We start from the raw sequence: 16,163 nt of genomic DNA on the forward strand, positions 1-16,163 counted from the left end.
CGCGTCGCCATTCTTACTGGCGAACTTCACCGCCCGTAATGTGCCTTGCTCCAGTCCAGCACTGCCTGCAGAAGCTGCTTCAACACCTCCTGTGTCGGCCGTGCCAGGTCTTCGCGGAAATTGAACGGCTCGGTCTCTTCCATATAGGTGCTCTGCGCCAGCTCCAGCTGCACCGCATGAATGTGGTTGGCCGGGTCGCCGTAATGCCGTGTGATATGCCCGCCCTTGAAGCGGCCATTGAGCACATGGCTGTAGCCCTGGGCCTGGGCGCATACCTTTTTCAGCCGTTCGGCCAGAGCCGGGTCGCAGCTGGCGCCGTTGAAGGTACCCAGGTTGAAATCCGGCAGCTTGCCGTCGAACAGGTGCGGGATCAGCGAACGGATCGAATGGGCGTCCCACAGCAGGGCGTAGCCGAACTGCTCGCGCAGCCGCGCCAGCTCGCGACGAATCGTGTCGTGGTAGGGGCGCCAGATCTGTTCCAGATACTGTTTGCGGTCCTCGCCTGTCGGCTCCAGCCCTTCCTTGAACAATGGCTCACCATCGAACAGCGTGGCTGGATACAGGCCAGTGGTGGCACCGGCGTACAGCGGCTTGTCGTCATCCGGCCGGTTCAGGTCAATAACGAAACGCGAATACTCCGCGGCCACCACACTGGCGCCCATTTCACGGGCAAAGTCATACAGCCGTGGAATGTGCCAGTCAGTGTCCGGCAGGCTGCGCGCCTGATCGACCAGGCCGTCTCGTACAGCCGGCGACAGGTTCAGGCCGGCATGGGGCATGCTGATCAGCAGCGGCAGGCGGCCCTGGTGGAAACTCAGTACCTTGTCCATCGTGCCTCACTCAGTTGGAAATCTCATTGCCCTTGCGCACCACGCGCTTGGGCAGGTCGCCGCCCAGCCAGTAGGCCAGGTCGGCGGGGCGTTCGATCTGCCAGGCGACGAAGTCGGCTACCTTGCCGGCCTCCAGCGAGCCGTGACTGTCGCCCAGGCCCAGCGCCGTGGCAGCGTGCACGGTGACACCGGCAAGGGCTTCTTCCGGGGTCATGCGGAAGCAGGTGCAGCCCATGTTCAGCATCAGCCGTAGCGACAGCCCTGGCGAGGTGCCGGGGTTGAGGTCGCTGGCCAGGGCAATCTTCACGCCGTGGCGGCGTAGCGCGTCCATTGGCGGCAGCTGGGTTTCACGCAGGAAGTAGAACGCGCCCGGCAGCAGCACGGCGACCGTGCCGGCTTCTGCCATGGCAATGGCGTCTTCCTCGGTCATGAATTCCAGATGATCGGCCGACAGCGCCTGGTAGCGCGCCGCCAGGCTGGAGCCGTGCAGCGACGACAACTGTTCGGCGTGCAGCTTGACCGGCAGACCCAACTCGCGCGCCTTGATGAACAGCCGCTCGACCTGGGCCGGGGAGAACGCCAGGTGTTCGCAGAAGGCGTCCACTGCGTCCACCAGGCCTTCGGCGGCCAGGGCCGGCAGCATTTCGTCGCAGATGTGCGCGATGTAGTCGTCAGCCCGGCCGACGTATTCCGGTGGCAAGGCATGGGCTGCCAGGCAGGTGGCGCGCACCGCCAGCGGCAACTCGTCGGCCAGGCGCCGGGCCACGCGCAGCATCTTGCGCTCATTGGCCAGGTCCAGGCCGTAGCCGGACTTGACCTCGATGGTTGTCACGCCATCGCGCATCAGCGCCTGGACCCGCTGGCGAGCACTGGCGAACAGCTCGTCCTCGCTGGCCGCGCGGGTGGCCCGCACAGTGCTGGCGATGCCACCGCCCTGTGCGGCGATTTCGGCATAGCTCACACCCTGCAGGCGCTGCTCGAACTCGCCGCTGCGGTTGCCACCGAACACCGCGTGGGTGTGGCAGTCGATCAGCCCAGGGGTGACCCAGGCGCCGCCCAGGTCCACCGTACGCTCGGCCTCGACCGCCGCCAGCTCGACGCGTGGGCCGATCCACTCGATCAGCCCGTCGTTGGTGACGATGGCCGCGTCCTCGATGGCCGAGTAACGGCCCTCGGCCATGGTTGCCACATGGCAGTGCTGCCAGACGGTTCTCATACATTGACTCCTGTACTTAGCGGTGCAACTCGGCCGGTTCCGCTACCGGCTTGCCCTGCCCTGCGCGCGGCTTGCACCACAGCAGGTAGGACGCCACCAGGAACACCACCCAGACCACGCCGACGAGCAGTGCCGCCTGGGTATCCGGGAAGTAACCGAGCACGCCAAAGATGAACACCATGAACGCAATGGCCATGGCCGGGCCGTAAGGCCAGAACGGTACCGGGAACTGTAGCTGGGCCACTTGTTCACGGCTCATGCTGCGGCGCATGGCTACCTGGGTGAGCAGGATCATCAGCCACACCCACACAGTGGCGAAGGTGGCGATCGAGGCGATCAGCAGGAACACGTTCTCCGGGATCAGGTAATTGAGCAGCACGCCGATCAGCAGCGCAGCGCCCATCACCACCACGGTCATCCACGGCACGCCATGCTTCGACAGTTTACTGAAGCCACGCGGTGCGTGGCCTTGCTGGGCCAGGCCGTACATCATGCGGCCAGCGCCGAAGATGTCGCTGTTGATGGCCGAGATCGCGGCGGAAATCACCACGATGTTCAGCACGGCGGCGGCAGAGCCAATGCCCAGGTTGCTGAAGATCTGCACGAACGGGCTGCCTTGGCTGCCGATCTGCGGCCATGGGAACAGGCACATCAGCACGAACAGGGTGAGCACGTAGAACAGCAGGATGCGCAGCGGCACGGCGTTGATCGCCTTGGGGATGACCCGCTGCGGGTCCTTGGCCTCACCGGCTGTGACGCCGATGATCTCGATGCCGCCGAATGCGAACATCACCACGGCAAAGGAGGCGATCAGGCCAGCCACGCCATTGGGCATGAAGCCGCCGTGGTCGAACAGGTTGCTGACGCCCACGGCATGCCCGTTGCCCACCTGGCTGAAGCCGAAGGCCATGATGCCGAGGCCGGCCAGGATCATCGCCACGATGGCGCCGACCTTGAGCAGCGACAGCCAGAATTCCATTTCGCCAAAGACCTTGACGTTGCACAGGTTGAGGCCGCCGATCAGGAACACGATGCCCAGCACCCAGATCCAGCGGGCGACTTCCGGGAACCAGAAGCCCATGTAGATACCGAAGGCGGTGACGTCGGCGATGGCGACGATGACCATCTCGAAGGCGTAGGTCCAGCCAAGGATGAAACCGGCCATGGGGCCGAGGTAGGTGCTGGCGTAGTGGCCGAACGAGCCGGCGACCGGGTTGTGTACAGCCATTTCGCCAAGGGCGCGCATGACCATGAACACGGCGGCACCGCCGATCAGGTAGGCCAGCAACACGGCCGGGCCGGCCATCTGGATGGCCGAGGCGGAGCCGTAGAACAGGCCGGTACCGATGGCGGAACCTAGGGCCATGAAACGGATGTGGCGGGCATTCAGCCCGCGCTTTAGACCTTGAGCTTGTTGCATGTCACGTCCTTAAATTGTTTTTGTGGTCGTGAGATCGAGGGGGGCTGCCTTGCAGCCCTTTCGCAGCACAAGGCTGCTCCTACAAGAGAGCGCGTCGCCTTTGTAGGAGCAGCCTTGTGCTGCGAATGGGCCGCACAGCGGCCCCTGAGGGCATTAAAGGCTTGGCAGCACACCAGCCGGCAGCAGGCCGGTCAGGCGACCTTTGGCCAACAACTCCACGGCCTTTTCGATGTCGGGCGCGAAGAAACGGTCACGGTCGTAGTGCGGCACTTCGCTGCGCAGCGCCTGGCGCGCCTGCTCCAGCTTGGCCGAGGTCTTCAGGCCCTTGCGCAGGTCCAGGCCCTGGCAGGCGCCCAGCCATTCGATGGCCAGCACGCCACGGGTGTTTTCGGCCATTTCCCACAGGCGCTTGCCAGCAGCCGGGGCCATCGACACATGGTCTTCCTGGTTGGCCGAGGTCGGCAGGCTGTCGACGCTGTGCGGGTGCGACAGGGCCTTGTTCTCGCTGGCCAGGGCAGCAGCGGTGACCTGGGCGATCATGAAGCCCGAGTTGACACCACCGTTTTCCACCAGGAACGGCGGCAGCTGGGACATGTGCTTGTCCATCATCAGCGAGATACGGCGCTCGCTGAGCGAACCGATTTCGGCAATGGCCAGGGCGATGTTGTCGGCGGCCATGGCCACCGGCTCGGCGTGGAAGTTACCGCCAGAAATCACGTCACCTTCGGCCGCGAACACCAGCGGGTTGTCCGACACGGCGTTGGCTTCGATGCCCAGTACCTCGGCAGCCTGGCGCAGCTGGGTCAGGCAAGCGCCCATGACCTGCGGCTGGCAGCGCAGCGAGTACGGGTCCTGGACCTTGTCGCAGTTCTTGTGCGACAGCGACACTTCGCTGGAATCGCCCAGCAGATCACGGAAGCAGGCAGCAGTGTCGATCTGGCCACGCTGGCCTCGCACTTCGTGGATACGCGCATCGAACGGCGAACGCGAGCCCAGTGCGGCTTCGACGCTCAGGCCGCCGCAGGCAATGGCGGCGGCGTACAGGTCTTCACCCTGGAACAGGCCACGCAGGGCATAGGCGGTGGACGCCTGGGTGCCGTTGAGAAGGGCCAGGCCCTCCTTGGCGGCCAGGGTCAGTGGCTCGAGGCCGGCCACGGCCAGGGCTTCGGTGGCTGGCAGCCATTGGCCCTTGTAGCGGGCCTTGCCTTCACCCAGCAGCACCAGCGACATGTGCGCCAGCGGGGCGAGGTCACCGGAAGCGCCCACCGAACCCTTCAGCGGGATGTGCGGATAGACTTCGGCGTTGACCAGGGTGATCAGCGCGTCGATGACTTTGCGACGGATACCGGAGAAGCCACGGCTGAGACTGTTGATCTTCAGCACCATGATCAGCCGCACCAGGTCGTCATCCAGCGGAGCGCCGACACCGGCGGCGTGGGACAGCACCAGCGAGCGCTGCAGGTTTTCCAGGTCATGGCTGGCGATGCGGGTCGAGGCCAGCAGGCCGAAACCGGTGTTGATGCCGTAGGCGGTACGGTCTTCGGCAATGATCTGCTCGACGCACGCAACGCTGGCGTCGATGGCCGGCGCAGCACTGGCATCCAGCTGCAGGCGCACGGGCGCGGCATGGATGGCGCGCAGCTGGGCCAGGGTCAGGGTGCCAGGCTTGAGGGTCAATTCGGTCACTTTACTACTCCAATCGCGTGGAGCCGCAGACCCGTTTGTAGGTGCCTGCGCGCTCCTTCTTGTTGTTCAGTATCACCCTTGTGGGGTGCGATCCAAAGCGTGGCGATCAGCCAGTGATCATCGGCAGGTCCAGGCCCTGCTCCTTGGCGCAGTCGATGGCGATGTCGTAACCGGCATCGGCGTGACGCATTACGCCAGTCCCTGGGTCGTTGGTCAGCACGCGAGCGATACGCGCGGCTGCTTCGTCGGTACCGTCGCAGACGATGACCATGCCCGAGTGCTGGGAGAAGCCCATGCCCACGCCGCCGCCGTGGTGCAGCGACACCCAGGTGGCGCCGCCTGCGGTGTTCAGCAGGGCGTTGAGCAGTGGCCAGTCGGAGACGGCATCGGAACCATCGCGCATGGCTTCGGTTTCACGGTTGGGGCTGGACACCGAGCCGGAGTCCAGGTGGTCACGACCGATCACGATCGGTGCCGACAGCTCGCCGCTGCGTACCATTTCGTTGAACGCCAGGCCCAGCTTGGCGCGCAGGCCCAGGCCAACCCAGCAGATACGTGCCGGCAGGCCCTGGAAGCTGATGCGCTCGCGGGCCATGTCCAGCCAGCGGTGCAGGTGGGCGTCGTCCGGGATCAGTTCCTTGACCTTGGCGTCGGTCTTGTAGATGTCTTCGGCATCACCGGACAGCGCCGCCCAGCGGAACGGACCGATACCACGGCAGAACAGTGGGCGGATGTAGGCCGGGACGAAGCCTGGGAAATCGAAGGCATTGGCCACGCCTTCTTCCTTGGCCATCTGGCGGATGTTGTTGCCGTAGTCGAAGGTCGGGACGCCCTGCTTCTGGAAGTCGAGCATGGCTTGCACGTGCACGGCCATCGACTGCTTGGCGGCCTTGACCACTGCAGCCGGTTCGGTCTGCGCGCGGTCGCGGTACTGTTCCCAGGTCCAGCCAGCTGGCAGGTAGCCGTTCAGCGGGTCGTGGGCGCTGGTCTGGTCGGTGACCATGTCCGGACGCACGCCACGCTTGACCAGCTCTGGCAGGATTTCGGCAGCGTTGCCGTGCAGGGCGATGGAGATGGCCTTGCCTTCAGCGGTGTACTTGGCGATGCGTGCCAAGGCGTCGTCGAGGTCGGTTGCCTGCTCGTCTACGTAACGGGTTTCCAGGCGGAAGTCGATGCGGCTCTGCTGGCATTCGATGTTCAGCGAGCAGGCACCGGCCAGGGTGGCGGCCAGTGGCTGGGCGCCGCCCATGCCGCCCAGGCCGGCGGTGAGCACCCACTTGCCTTTCAGGCTGCCGCCGTAATGCTGGCGACCGGCTTCGACGAAGGTTTCGTAGGTGCCCTGGACGATGCCCTGGCTGCCGATGTAGATCCAGCTGCCGGCGGTCATCTGGCCGTACATGGCCAGGCCCTTGGCGTCCAGCTCGTTGAAGTGTTCCCAGTTGGCCCAGTGCGGCACCAGGTTGGAGTTGGCGATCAGCACGCGCGGGGCGTTGCTGTGGGTCTTGAACACGCCGACCGGCTTGCCCGATTGCACCAGCAGGGTTTCGTCGTCTTCCAGGCGGGTCAGGGTTTCGACGATCTTGTCGTAGCACGCCCAGTTACGGGCAGCGCGGCCGATACCGCCGTACACCACCAGTTCTTTCGGGTTTTCCGCGACCTGTGGATCGAGGTTGTTCATCAGCATGCGCAGTGGCGCTTCGGTCAGCCAGCTTTTGGCGGTCAGCTTGTTGCCACGTGGGGCACGGATTTCAACGTCACGGTATTTGTTGTTGTCGGTCACGGGAAAGGTCCTCTGCGGTCGTCCGCGGGCGGGTATGTCGTGGTAGATATACAAACACACCTTTACTTGTATGTACAAGCATGGACAACCAAAATAATCGGACCTTTCCGCTGAATGGTTGGGAAAACAAAGGGGCCGCTGCGCGGCCCATTCGCAGCACAAGGCTGCTCCTACAAGGGTTTTGAGTTCCCCTGTAGGAGCAGCCTTGTGCTGCGAATGGGCTGCGCAGCAGCCCCTGGCTATCTCAACGTGAAACGAGTTCGATCAGGCAGAACCGCCCTTGCACATCCAACCCCAGCAACTGATCATTACCCTCCAGCCGCAGGCAGTCATACAACCCCAACCGCTGCGTCTCGCGCCCGGCAATACCCACCTCGACCTGGCTGCTGGCAGCAAACAGCAACAGCGTCGTCGCCGAACTGTACAAACGGCTGGTGCCATCGAACCACTGCAACCGTGCCCGGTAGCGCTGCGGTGCATAGATCAGGTTGAAATCGCGGATCGCGCCGCCCAGCAACTTGCAGCTGACCTGGCTCTCGCCGCTGAAGGCAAACGCATCGAACGGAAGCAACGGCCGGCTGACCTGGCCGTCGACCAGCAGGCGCATGCCGTCGCCCTGCAACACGGTGATGATCCGCTGATAGCCGGCGAAGGTGGAAAACCCACCGGACTCCTCGATATCGGCAATCGACAAGCGCCAGCCAAAGCCGTCCAGGCCCTCGCCATTGTCGCGGGTAATCTCTTCGGTGAAACCGCCACCGTTCTTCCACGGCATGCGCGGGTAGCCCTGCGCACGCAACAACTGCAGCTGACTCATTTGCTGAAACGTCCTTCCAGGCGATGACGGGAACCGGGGTGTATCAGCCGCGCGGCGGTCACCGGCTGGCGGCCGGACCAGGTGCGACGGCGGATCAGCAGGCAGGGCTCGCCCCGCTCGATTTGCAACAGCCGGCATTCTTCCGGCTCGGCGAGGATTGCCTCGACCACGTGTTCCCCCTCGGTCAGCGGCGCCACCTGCGACAGGTAGGCGTAAGGCGTCTGCCGGGTGAAGTCCTGCTTGAGGTAGTCGGGGGCAATCGCAGCATTGACGTAGCGGTCCTCGATCTGCACCGGCACGCCGTTCTCGAAATGCACGATCAGCGAGTGGAACACCCGCTGGCCTTCGCGCATGTCCAAGGCCAGGGCCCGCTCGGAACCGGCCGTTTCCTCGGTGAGGGTGATCACCTGGCAGCTATGCTGGTGGCCACGAGCGGCAATTTCATCGGCGATGTTGTTGACCTCGAACAGCGCCGAACGCCCCTTGGGCTCGGCCACGAAGGTACCGACCCCTTGCATGCGCACCAGAAGGCCTTCGGCGGTAAGTTCGCGCAGGGCGCGGTTGATGGTCATACGGCTGAAGCCCAGCTCGCTGACCAGTTCGCTCTCCGAGGGTACTCGGTGATGCGGTGGCCAGCTGCCGTTGTCGATCTGCTGGATGATCATCTGTTTGACCCGGGCGTACAGCGGCGCCGGGCCCTCGCCCATCTGGGCAACCAGCGCGGAGACAGGAGGTGTCGGCACGGCGTTGGATCCTTGTGCAAATGGAATGAGCGGTAGCTTGCCGCAGTTTACCCGGCAGGCAAACGCCTGTATATGTATATACAAGTTAACAATAACAGGATTTTCACCGATGTCCGCCTACTTCGCCGAACGCGCTCTGCTACCCACGGGCTGGGCCAGCAATGTCCGCATCGAGGTCACCTGCGATGGCCACGTGGCCCGCATCGAACCGGATGCTTCGGCCGAAGGCGCCGAGCTGCTGGCCGGCCCGCTGCTACCCGGCATGCCCAACCTGCACTCGCATGCCTTCCAACGCGCCATGGCAGGGCTGGCGGAAGTCGCCGGCAACCCCAACGACAGTTTCTGGACCTGGCGCGACCTGATGTACCGCCTGGTCGGGCAGATCAGTCCGGAGCAGCTGCAGGTCATTGCCCGCCAGCTCTATATCGAAATGCTCAAGGCCGGCTATACCTCGGTGGCCGAATTCCACTACGTGCACCACGACCAGGCCGGCAAGGCCTATGCCGATCCGGCCGAACTGTCCCGCCGCATCAGCGCGGCTGCAGCCGACAGCGGCATTGGTCTGACCTTGCTGCCGGTGCTGTACAGCCACGCAGGCTTCGGCGGCCAGGCCCCGAATGAAGGGCAACGCCGCTTCATCAACTCCACCGAGCAGTACCTGCAACTGCAAGCGCAGCTGGCCCCGCTGCTGGCGGCACAGCCAGCGCAGCAACTGGGCTTGTGCTTCCATTCACTGCGCGCGGTAACGCCTGGGCAGATCGCCGAAGTACTGGCAGCCAGCAACAAGCAGTGCCCGGTGCATATCCATATCGCCGAGCAGCAGAAGGAGGTCGACGACTGCCTGGCCTGGAGTGGCCTGCGACCATTGCAGTGGCTGTACGAGCATGTGGACGTGGACCCGCGCTGGTGCCTGGTGCACGCCACCCATGCCGAGCGGGATGAAGTCACCGCCATGGCCCGCAGCGGCGCAGTAGCCGGGCTGTGCCTGACCACCGAGGCCAACCTGGGCGACGGGATTTTCCCGGCAGTAGACTACCTGGCACAGGGCGGGCGCATGGGCATTGGTTCGGACAGCCATGTGTCGTTGAGTGTGGTGGAGGAACTGCGCTGGCTGGAATACGGCCAGCGGCTGCGCGACCAGCGGCGTAACCGCCTGTATCGCGGCGACCAGCCGATGGTCGGGCGCACCCTGTATGACGCTGCGCTGGCGGGTGGCGCGCAGGCGCTGGGGCAGGCGGTCGGGGAACTGGCCGTGGGCAAGCGCGCCGACTGGCTGGTGCTCGATGGGCAGGACCCTTACATCGCCATGGCCGATGGGGATGCGATTCTCAACCGCTGGCTGTTTGCCGGCGGCGATCGCCAGGTGCGGGATGTGATGGTGAATGGGCAGTGGGTGGTGCGCCAGGGGCAACATGCACAGCAAGAGGAAAGCGGGCGCGCGTTTGCCGAGGTGTTGCGCCAGCTTTTGGGCTGAGTTTTTGGGGCCGCTTTGCGGCCCATCGCGACACAAGGCCGCTCCTACAGGGATATGCGTTCCCCTGTAGGAGCGGCCTTGTGTCGCGATGGGTTGCAAAGCAACCCCCAGAAATTCAGTGCCTCTTGACGATCTGCTGGTCCGACGCACGCCAGATCAGCCGACTGGTGTCATACCCCTGCTGCCGGGCCCTGGACATCAGGTTTTCACGCTCCCAGGCCGGTAGCGTCGGCGTACGCGACAGGATCCACAAGTGCTTGCGGTCCGGGCTGCCGACCACCGCCGTGCGGTAGCGATCATCCACATACAGAATCCAGTACTCGCCCCTCGCCACGCCTGGCACCAGCTTGGTGAACCAGTTGTCGAACTCGACCCACAACTTGTCGGTGTGCCCCGGCTCCTGGATGTTCGCATGCCCTTCGGCGCGCAGCCATTCGTCACCCATGGTGCGGCAGCGGTTGAGCACGCCGAGGCTACCATCGAGCCTGAGGTTGTAGTGCGCTTCGGACTGCTCGCAGCCGGTCTGGTAGCGCATCGGCAGGCGCGCCAGCTCGTACCACTTGCCCTGGTAGCGCTTGAGGTCGATGTTGCCTGCGGTCTTCGGTGCCAGCGGGTCATGCACGGAGCCGGCGCAACCGCCCAGCAGCAACGCCAGGCACACCCCCATCAGCAGATACAGGTGCCTCATTTGAGACCCTGCCCTGAATACATGAGCACCTTGTCAGCCGCATACTGGACACTGATGAAGCTCTTCTCGTCCCCCCAGGTGCAGCTGCTCATCCCCAGCGCGCCAGAACACTCGGTCGGCGTGCCGAGCAACTGCTCGACCTCGGCCTTGTTCATTCCGGCCTTGATCTTGGAATAGTTTTCCTGATTGATCTTGCTGCAGGCAGTCAGAACGACGCACAGCGACAACAGGGCGAGGGAACGCAACGACATGAAGGACACTCCTGGACAGGGGATACAGGCGAGTGGCCTGCAGTGACCTTCGACGGTAAAAACCCTCCCAGGTTCCCTACCCTCCCTCCTCTATTCCTACGCCATTGGTCGGATGGCCACTACTGTGCGATTAATCACAAAGCATTAAACCGCCCAAACAAAAAAGGCCGCCCCTACGCACTGTAGGAGCAGCCTTGTGCTGCGAAAGGGCCGGCAAGGCCAACAGAGATGTAATGGGCAGCAAGGGCCTTTTCGCAGCACAAGGCTGCTCCTACAAAGCTCCCGCCAGCCCTGGAATCAGAACCTGGACCCAGGCTCCAGTAAAAAGTCCATCTCTTCGCTGGTGCTCGGCCGCTCCAGCACCAGGTTGCGGTGCGGGAAGCGCCCGAAACGGGCAATCACCCGCTGGTGCTGCTCGGCATAGTCGAGGAAGCCTTCGAACAACCGGCGGTTGGCCTCGGGCTGCTCCTCCAGCAGTAGCTGGTAGCGCTCGACGCACAGGTTCTGCCAGTCCAGTACCTCGGCGTGCTCCAGCACCAGCAGCACGAACACCCGCTGGATTGGCAGCAGCTGGTAATCCCAGTTCTTCTGCAACCCTTGCATCGCCACCACCTGCGCACGCCGATCGCCCTCGAAGGCGCGCGGCGTGTCGCGGTAGATCATGCGCGGCAGCTGGTCCAGCAGAATCAGCAGGCCCAGCCAGCCCTGCGGGCTTTGCTGCCACTCATCGAGCCCACCCGCCAGGGCATGCTCGACCAGGTCGCCAAACAGCGCACGGGCATCGGCATCATGATGCTTGCCGAACCACAGCGTGCTCTTCTCGTCAGCCACGGCCTGGGGACTGGTGCCCCAACCGAACCACCACTCCAGCAACGGCTGCCAAGGTGCGAGCATGACTTACTCCTTGTGGTAGGCGGTAACGCGCTCGACCTCTTCCTTCGAGCCGAGGATTACCGACACACGCTGGTGCAGGCTGTCTGGCTGGATGTCGAGGATGCGATCGTAACCGTTGGTGGAGGCGCCGCCGGCCTGTTCGATGATGAACGACATCGGGTTGGCTTCGTACATCAGGCGCAGCTTGCCCGGCTTGCTCGGCTCGCGGGCGTCACGCGGGTACATGAACAGGCCGCCACGGGTCAGGATGCGGTGTACGTCAGCCACCATCGAGGCGATCCAGCGCATGTTGTAGTTCTTTTTCAGCGGGCCGGTCTCGCCTGCCAGCAGTTCGCCCACGTAACGCTGAACCGGGGCTTCCCAGTGGCGCTGGTTGGACATGTTGATGGCGAACTCTGCAGTGGTTTCCGGCACGCGGATGTTTTCGTGGGTGAGGACGAAGCTGCCCAGTTCGCGGTCCAGGGTGAAGCCCTTGACGCCGTTGCCCAGGGTCAGGATCAGCATGGTCTGCGGGCCGTAGATGGCGTAACCGGCGGCGACCTGCTGGGTGCCTGGCTGCAGGAAAGCGTTTTCGTTCAGGGTTTCGTTCTGGCTCAGGTACTCGTTAGGGCAACGCAGTACCGAGAAGATGGTGCCGACCGAAACGTTGACGTCGATGTTGGACGAGCCGTCCAGCGGGTCGAAGACCAGCAGGTAGGCGCCTTTCGGGTACTTGCCCGGAATCTGGTAGGCGTTGTCCATTTCTTCGGAAGCCATGCCGGCCAGGTGGCCGCCCCACTCGTTGGCTTCCAGCAGGATATCGTTGGAAATCACGTCCAGTTTCTTCTGGACTTCGCCCTGCACGTTTTCAGTGCCCATGCTGCCCAGCACACCGCCGAGGGCGCCTTTGGACACGTGATGGCTGATTTCCTTGCACGCACGCGCCACCACCTCGATCAGGAAGCGCAGATCGGCAGGGGTATTGTTGCTGCGGGTCTGCTCAATCAGATAGCGACTCAGGGTAACGCGGGACATGTATGGCTCCGAAAGGATGGGGGGAATAAAAACCCCCGCAGTTTACAGGGAGAGTTGCGGGCTAGCGAGTGATGAGATTCGCCACGGCTCTCAGACGGCACAATAGGTCGGTAGTTCAGCGCGCGCCAGGCCGGTGGTCTGGTTGTGGGCCCATTCGCGGGCACGCCCGCTCCCACAGGGACTGCACAGATTTCCAAGGCTGTGCAATTCCTGTGGGAGCGGGCGTGCCCGCGAAGAGGCGGCACAGGCTTACCTCAATCCAAGGCCCTCCAGATCTCGCTGGCATACTCCCGAATGGTCCGGTCCGAAGAGAACCAGCCCATCCGCGCGGTGTTCAGCACCGCCATGCGCCACCATTCCTGCGGCTTGTGCCACAGGTCCTCGACCCGCCGCTGGGCATCCCAGTAGGCATCGAAGTCGGCACACACCAGGAAGCGGTCATAAGCCACCAACCCATCGATCAATGCGGTGTAGCGCGACGGGTCATCCGGCGAGAACACCCCGCTGCGAATGGCTTGCAGCACATCGTTCAGGCGACTGGATGCGGCAATCGCCGCCGTCGCACCGAAGTCCCCGGCGCGGCGCCGCGCTTCAACCTGCTGCGCGGTGAGGCCGAAGATGAACATGTTGTCGGCCCCGACCTGCTCGCTCATTTCCACGTTGGCACCATCCAGGGTGCCGATGGTCAGCGCGCCATTGAGGCCGAACTTCATGTTGCTGGTGCCGGAAGCTTCGTAACCGGCGGTGGAAATCTGCTCGGAAAGGTCCGCCGCCGGGATGATGCTTTCAGCCAGGCTGACGTTGTAGTTGGGCAGGAACACCACCTTCAGCAGGCCGCGTACGGTCGGGTCGTTGTTCACCACCCGGGCGATGTCGTTGGCCAACTTGATGATCAGCTTGGCCTGGTGATAGCTGGCCGCGGCCTTGCCGGCGAAGATCTTCACCCGTGGCACCCAGTCGGTACCGGGGTCGTTGCGCATGGCCTGGTACAGCGCCACCGTATGCAGCAGGTTGAGCAACTGGCGCTTGTATTCGTGGATGCGCTTGACCTGCACATCGAACAACGCTTCGGGGTTCACCGTAACGCCCAGGCGGTCCTGGATGATGCTGGCCAGGGCGCGCTTGCTGTGCAGGCGCTGCGCGGCGAACTGCTTGCGGAAGCCGCTCTTGTCGGCGAACGGCACCAGATTGGCCAGGCGCCCTTCGGGGTCGTCCAGCAGCTCGGGGCCCAGAGCCTCCACCAGCATCGCGGTCAGCTGCGGGTTGGACTGGTACAGCCAGCGGCGGAAGGTAATGCCGTTGGTCTTGTTGTTGATCCGCTGCGGGTAGAGCTTGTGCAGCTCGGCGAACACCGTGCTCTTCATCAGCTTGCTGTGCAGCGCCGATACACCGTTGACGCTGTGCGAACCGAGGAACGCCAGGTTGCCCATACGCACCCGACGGCCGTTGTCTTCCTCGATCAGCGACACGGCCCGCAACACATCGAAGTCGTGCAGGCCTTTCGCCCGCAGCGCGTCGATGTGGTAGGCGTTGATCAGGTAGATGATCTGCATGTGCCGCGGCAGCATGCGCTCCATCAGCGCTACCGGCCAGGTTTCCAGGGCTTCGGGCAGCAAGGTGTGGTTGGTGTAGGCCAGGGTGCCGACGGTGAGCTCCCAGGCGGTATCCCAAGGGATTTCATGCTGATCGACCAGCAGGCGCATCAGCTCGGCCACGGCGATCGACGGGTGGGTGTCATTAAGCTGGATGGCCGCCGCGTCCGGCAGGTTGAGCAGGTTGTCATGCATGTTCAGGTGGCGGCGCAGCAGGTCTTGCAACGAGGCCGAGACGAAGAAGTATTCCTGGCGCAGGCGCAGTTCCTGGCCTGCCTCGGTGCTGTCGGCCGGATACAGCACTCGCGAAATGCTTTCGGCCCGAGCCACTTCGGCCACCGCGCCCAGGTGGTCACCGGCATTGAAGCGTTCCAGGTGCAGCTCTTCCAGCGCCCGCGCACGCCACAGGCGCAGGGTATTGACGCTGGCCCCGCGCCAACCGACCACCGGCGTGTCATAGGCCACGGCCCGCACGGTCTCGCCCGGCCACCACACCTGGCGCTGCTGGCCGTGGGTGTCGTGCACCGTTTCGACGCTGCCGCCAAAGCTGATGGGGTAGATCACCTCGGCGCGCTCGAACTCCCATGGGTTGCCGAAGTCCAGCCAGTTCTCGGTCTGCTCCTGTTGCCAGCCATCGACCATGGCCTGGCGGAACAGCCCGTGCTCGTAGCGGATGCCATAGCCGTGGGCAGCGATGCCCAGGGTGGACATGCTCTCCATGAAGCACGCCGCCAGGCGGCCTAGGCCACCGTTGCCCAACGCGGCATCGGGCTCGAGCAGGCGGATGCGCTCCAGGTCCACGTCCAGCCCTTCCAGGGCGTCGCGGGCAATGTCGAGCAGGCCCAGGTTGCTCAGGCTGTCATACAGCAGGCGGCCGATGAGGAATTCGAGGGAAAGGTAATAGACCCGCTTCTGGCTGCGGCGATAAGCCTGGCGAGTGTGGTCCATCCAGTGATCGACCATGTGATCGCGCGCGGCCAGGGCGATGGCTTCGAACCAGTCGTGGTCGAAGGCGTGCTCCGGGTCCTTGCCGACCGCGTAGGTCAGCTTGTCCAGTACAGCGGCGCGAAATTCGGCCACCTCGGCGTCACGAGCTTTGGGTTCCTGGGACATGCGGCATCCTCGGGCAAGTTGACGAAAACGGAGGGAGACTGTTGAGCCTAGACCCTTCGACAGGGAGTGACAGTTACCGTTCGCAGTTTTCATGCCCACTTTGCGATTCCGGCAAAAGGTTGTTCATAAATTGAACAATTCCGGTATGATCGCGCGCCCCAAGACCGTGATACACCCCCATAACGATGAAAACGACCCTGATCGCCGCGGCCGAAGTCGACCGCCTGGAGACCTGGCAGCGCTATACCAGCAACATGTGCCATGGCTGCCATTCGACCTGCTGCACCCTGCCGGTGGAGGTGAAGATCAAGGATCTGATCCGTATCGGTGTGGTCGACGAGTTCGAGAAAGACGAACCGCCGAAGAACATCGCCAAGCGCCTGCAGAAGGACGGCATCATCGAGCGCTTCAACCAGAAGTCGGGGATCTTCACCCTGACCCGGATGAGCAATGATGACTGCCTGTACCTGGACCGTAAAAGCCGGCTGTGCACCATTTATGACAAGCGGCCGGATACCTGCCGCAACCACCCCAAGGTCGGGCCGCGACCGGGGTATTGTGCGTACAAGCCCAAGGTGGTCGGGCGCTGATCGCTAGCCTCAAAGGGCCTCTTCGCGGGCTTGCCCGCTCCCACAGGATCTCCAC

14 protein-coding genes are annotated in these 16,163 nt (G+C 63.8%); 2 read left to right on the plus strand and 12 right to left on the minus strand.

Features of this window, described 5'->3' with window-relative positions:
- Positions 1-26: 26 nt before the first annotated feature.
- From hutG to hutC, 7 genes are all read right to left on the minus strand, one after another.
- The gene (hutG, locus tag JV551A3_RS29140; protein ID WP_133975946.1) at positions 27-830 is read right to left on the minus strand and encodes an N-formylglutamate deformylase; all 804 of its coding nucleotides are present in this window, start codon (positions 828-830) and stop codon (positions 27-29) included.
- A 10-nt stretch (positions 831-840) separates the two neighbouring features.
- Positions 841-2,046, minus strand: a complete 1,206-nt coding sequence (gene hutI / locus JV551A3_RS29145) for an imidazolonepropionase (protein ID WP_133975948.1) — start codon at positions 2,044-2,046, stop codon at positions 841-843.
- Between the two features lie 16 nt (positions 2,047-2,062).
- A complete protein-coding gene (locus JV551A3_RS29150; RefSeq protein ID WP_133975950.1) occupies positions 2,063-3,466 on the minus strand; it encodes an amino acid permease in 1,404 nt (467 codons plus the stop codon).
- 153 nt (positions 3,467-3,619) lie between these two features.
- Entirely contained in the window at positions 3,620-5,152 is a 1,533-nt protein-coding gene (gene hutH, locus JV551A3_RS29155; protein ID WP_133975952.1) for a histidine ammonia-lyase, read from the minus strand.
- Positions 5,153-5,258: 106 nt separating this feature from the next.
- Complete coding sequence (gene hutU / locus JV551A3_RS29160) at positions 5,259-6,932, minus strand: urocanate hydratase (protein ID WP_133975954.1); 1,674 nt, start codon at positions 6,930-6,932, stop codon at positions 5,259-5,261.
- Between the two features lie 244 nt (positions 6,933-7,176).
- Positions 7,177-7,749, minus strand: a complete 573-nt coding sequence (locus JV551A3_RS29165) for a HutD/Ves family protein (protein WP_133975956.1) — start codon at positions 7,747-7,749, stop codon at positions 7,177-7,179.
- On the minus strand, positions 7,746-8,456 hold the full coding sequence (gene hutC / locus JV551A3_RS29170) for a histidine utilization repressor (RefSeq protein ID WP_013974563.1): 711 nt from the start codon (positions 8,454-8,456) through the stop codon (positions 7,746-7,748). Before hutC ends, JV551A3_RS29165 begins: the two co-directional genes overlap by 4 nt.
- A gap of 145 nt (positions 8,457-8,601) precedes the next feature.
- On the opposite strand from hutC, the gene JV551A3_RS29175 reads away from it, so the two are divergent.
- Entirely contained in the window at positions 8,602-9,966 is a 1,365-nt protein-coding gene (locus JV551A3_RS29175) for a formimidoylglutamate deiminase (RefSeq protein ID WP_133975957.1), read from the plus strand.
- A gap of 115 nt (positions 9,967-10,081) precedes the next feature.
- Here JV551A3_RS29175 and JV551A3_RS29180 read toward each other — a convergent pair whose 3' ends face one another.
- From JV551A3_RS29180 to JV551A3_RS29200, 5 genes are all read right to left on the minus strand, one after another.
- Positions 10,082-10,654, minus strand: a complete 573-nt coding sequence (locus JV551A3_RS29180) for a lipocalin family protein (RefSeq protein ID WP_133975959.1) — start codon at positions 10,652-10,654, stop codon at positions 10,082-10,084.
- Positions 10,651-10,905 carry an outer membrane protein assembly factor BamE domain-containing protein gene (gene bamE / locus JV551A3_RS29185; protein ID WP_003249234.1) on the minus strand — a complete coding sequence of 85 codons (255 nt, stop codon included), beginning with the start codon at positions 10,903-10,905 and terminating at the stop codon, positions 10,651-10,653. Before bamE ends, JV551A3_RS29180 begins: the two co-directional genes overlap by 4 nt.
- A 297-nt stretch (positions 10,906-11,202) precedes the next feature.
- The gene (locus tag JV551A3_RS29190; RefSeq protein ID WP_133975961.1) at positions 11,203-11,799 is read right to left on the minus strand and encodes a DUF924 family protein; all 597 of its coding nucleotides are present in this window, start codon (positions 11,797-11,799) and stop codon (positions 11,203-11,205) included.
- Positions 11,800-11,802: 3 nt separating this feature from the next.
- Positions 11,803-12,813: a class 1 fructose-bisphosphatase gene (locus tag JV551A3_RS29195; RefSeq protein ID WP_133975963.1), complete on the minus strand. Its 1,011-nt coding sequence runs from the start codon at positions 12,811-12,813 to the stop codon at positions 11,803-11,805.
- A 254-nt stretch (positions 12,814-13,067) separates the two neighbouring features.
- Positions 13,068-15,518 carry a glycogen/starch/alpha-glucan phosphorylase gene (locus JV551A3_RS29200; RefSeq protein WP_133975965.1) on the minus strand — a complete coding sequence of 817 codons (2,451 nt, stop codon included), beginning with the start codon at positions 15,516-15,518 and terminating at the stop codon, positions 13,068-13,070.
- Between the two features lie 185 nt (positions 15,519-15,703).
- Between JV551A3_RS29200 and JV551A3_RS29205 the strand changes: the two genes are divergently transcribed.
- A complete protein-coding gene (locus JV551A3_RS29205; protein ID WP_003259873.1) occupies positions 15,704-16,108 on the plus strand; it encodes a YkgJ family cysteine cluster protein in 405 nt (134 codons plus the stop codon).
- Positions 16,109-16,163 lie beyond the last annotated feature (55 nt).

The organism is Pseudomonas inefficax (assembly GCF_900277125.1).
Lineage (GTDB): Bacteria > Pseudomonadota > Gammaproteobacteria > Pseudomonadales > Pseudomonadaceae > Aquipseudomonas > Aquipseudomonas inefficax.

Excerpts from the sequence above, each read along its gene's own strand:
- hutG (WP_133975946.1), bottom strand. The coding sequence starts at position 830 with ATGGACAAGGTACTGAGTTTCCACCAGGGCCGCCTGCCGCTGCTGATC.
- hutI (WP_133975948.1), bottom strand. The coding sequence starts at position 2,046 with ATGAGAACCGTCTGGCAGCACTGCCATGTGGCAACCATGGCCGAGGGC.
- JV551A3_RS29150 (WP_133975950.1), bottom strand. The coding sequence starts at position 3,466 with ATGCAACAAGCTCAAGGTCTAAAGCGCGGGCTGAATGCCCGCCACATC.
- JV551A3_RS29165 (WP_133975956.1), bottom strand. The coding sequence starts at position 7,749 with ATGAGTCAGCTGCAGTTGTTGCGTGCGCAGGGCTACCCGCGCATGCCG.
- hutC (WP_013974563.1), bottom strand. The coding sequence starts at position 8,456 with ATGGGCGAGGGCCCGGCGCCGCTGTACGCCCGGGTCAAACAGATGATC.
- JV551A3_RS29175 (WP_133975957.1), top strand. The coding sequence starts at position 8,602 with ATGTCCGCCTACTTCGCCGAACGCGCTCTGCTACCCACGGGCTGGGCC.
- JV551A3_RS29180 (WP_133975959.1), bottom strand. The coding sequence starts at position 10,654 with ATGAGGCACCTGTATCTGCTGATGGGGGTGTGCCTGGCGTTGCTGCTG.
- bamE (WP_003249234.1), bottom strand. The coding sequence starts at position 10,905 with ATGTCGTTGCGTTCCCTCGCCCTGTTGTCGCTGTGCGTCGTTCTGACT.
- JV551A3_RS29190 (WP_133975961.1), bottom strand. The coding sequence starts at position 11,799 with ATGCTCGCACCTTGGCAGCCGTTGCTGGAGTGGTGGTTCGGTTGGGGC.
- JV551A3_RS29195 (WP_133975963.1), bottom strand. The coding sequence starts at position 12,813 with ATGTCCCGCGTTACCCTGAGTCGCTATCTGATTGAGCAGACCCGCAGC.
- JV551A3_RS29200 (WP_133975965.1), bottom strand. The coding sequence starts at position 15,518 with ATGTCCCAGGAACCCAAAGCTCGTGACGCCGAGGTGGCCGAATTTCGC.
- JV551A3_RS29205 (WP_003259873.1), top strand. The coding sequence starts at position 15,704 with ATGAAAACGACCCTGATCGCCGCGGCCGAAGTCGACCGCCTGGAGACC.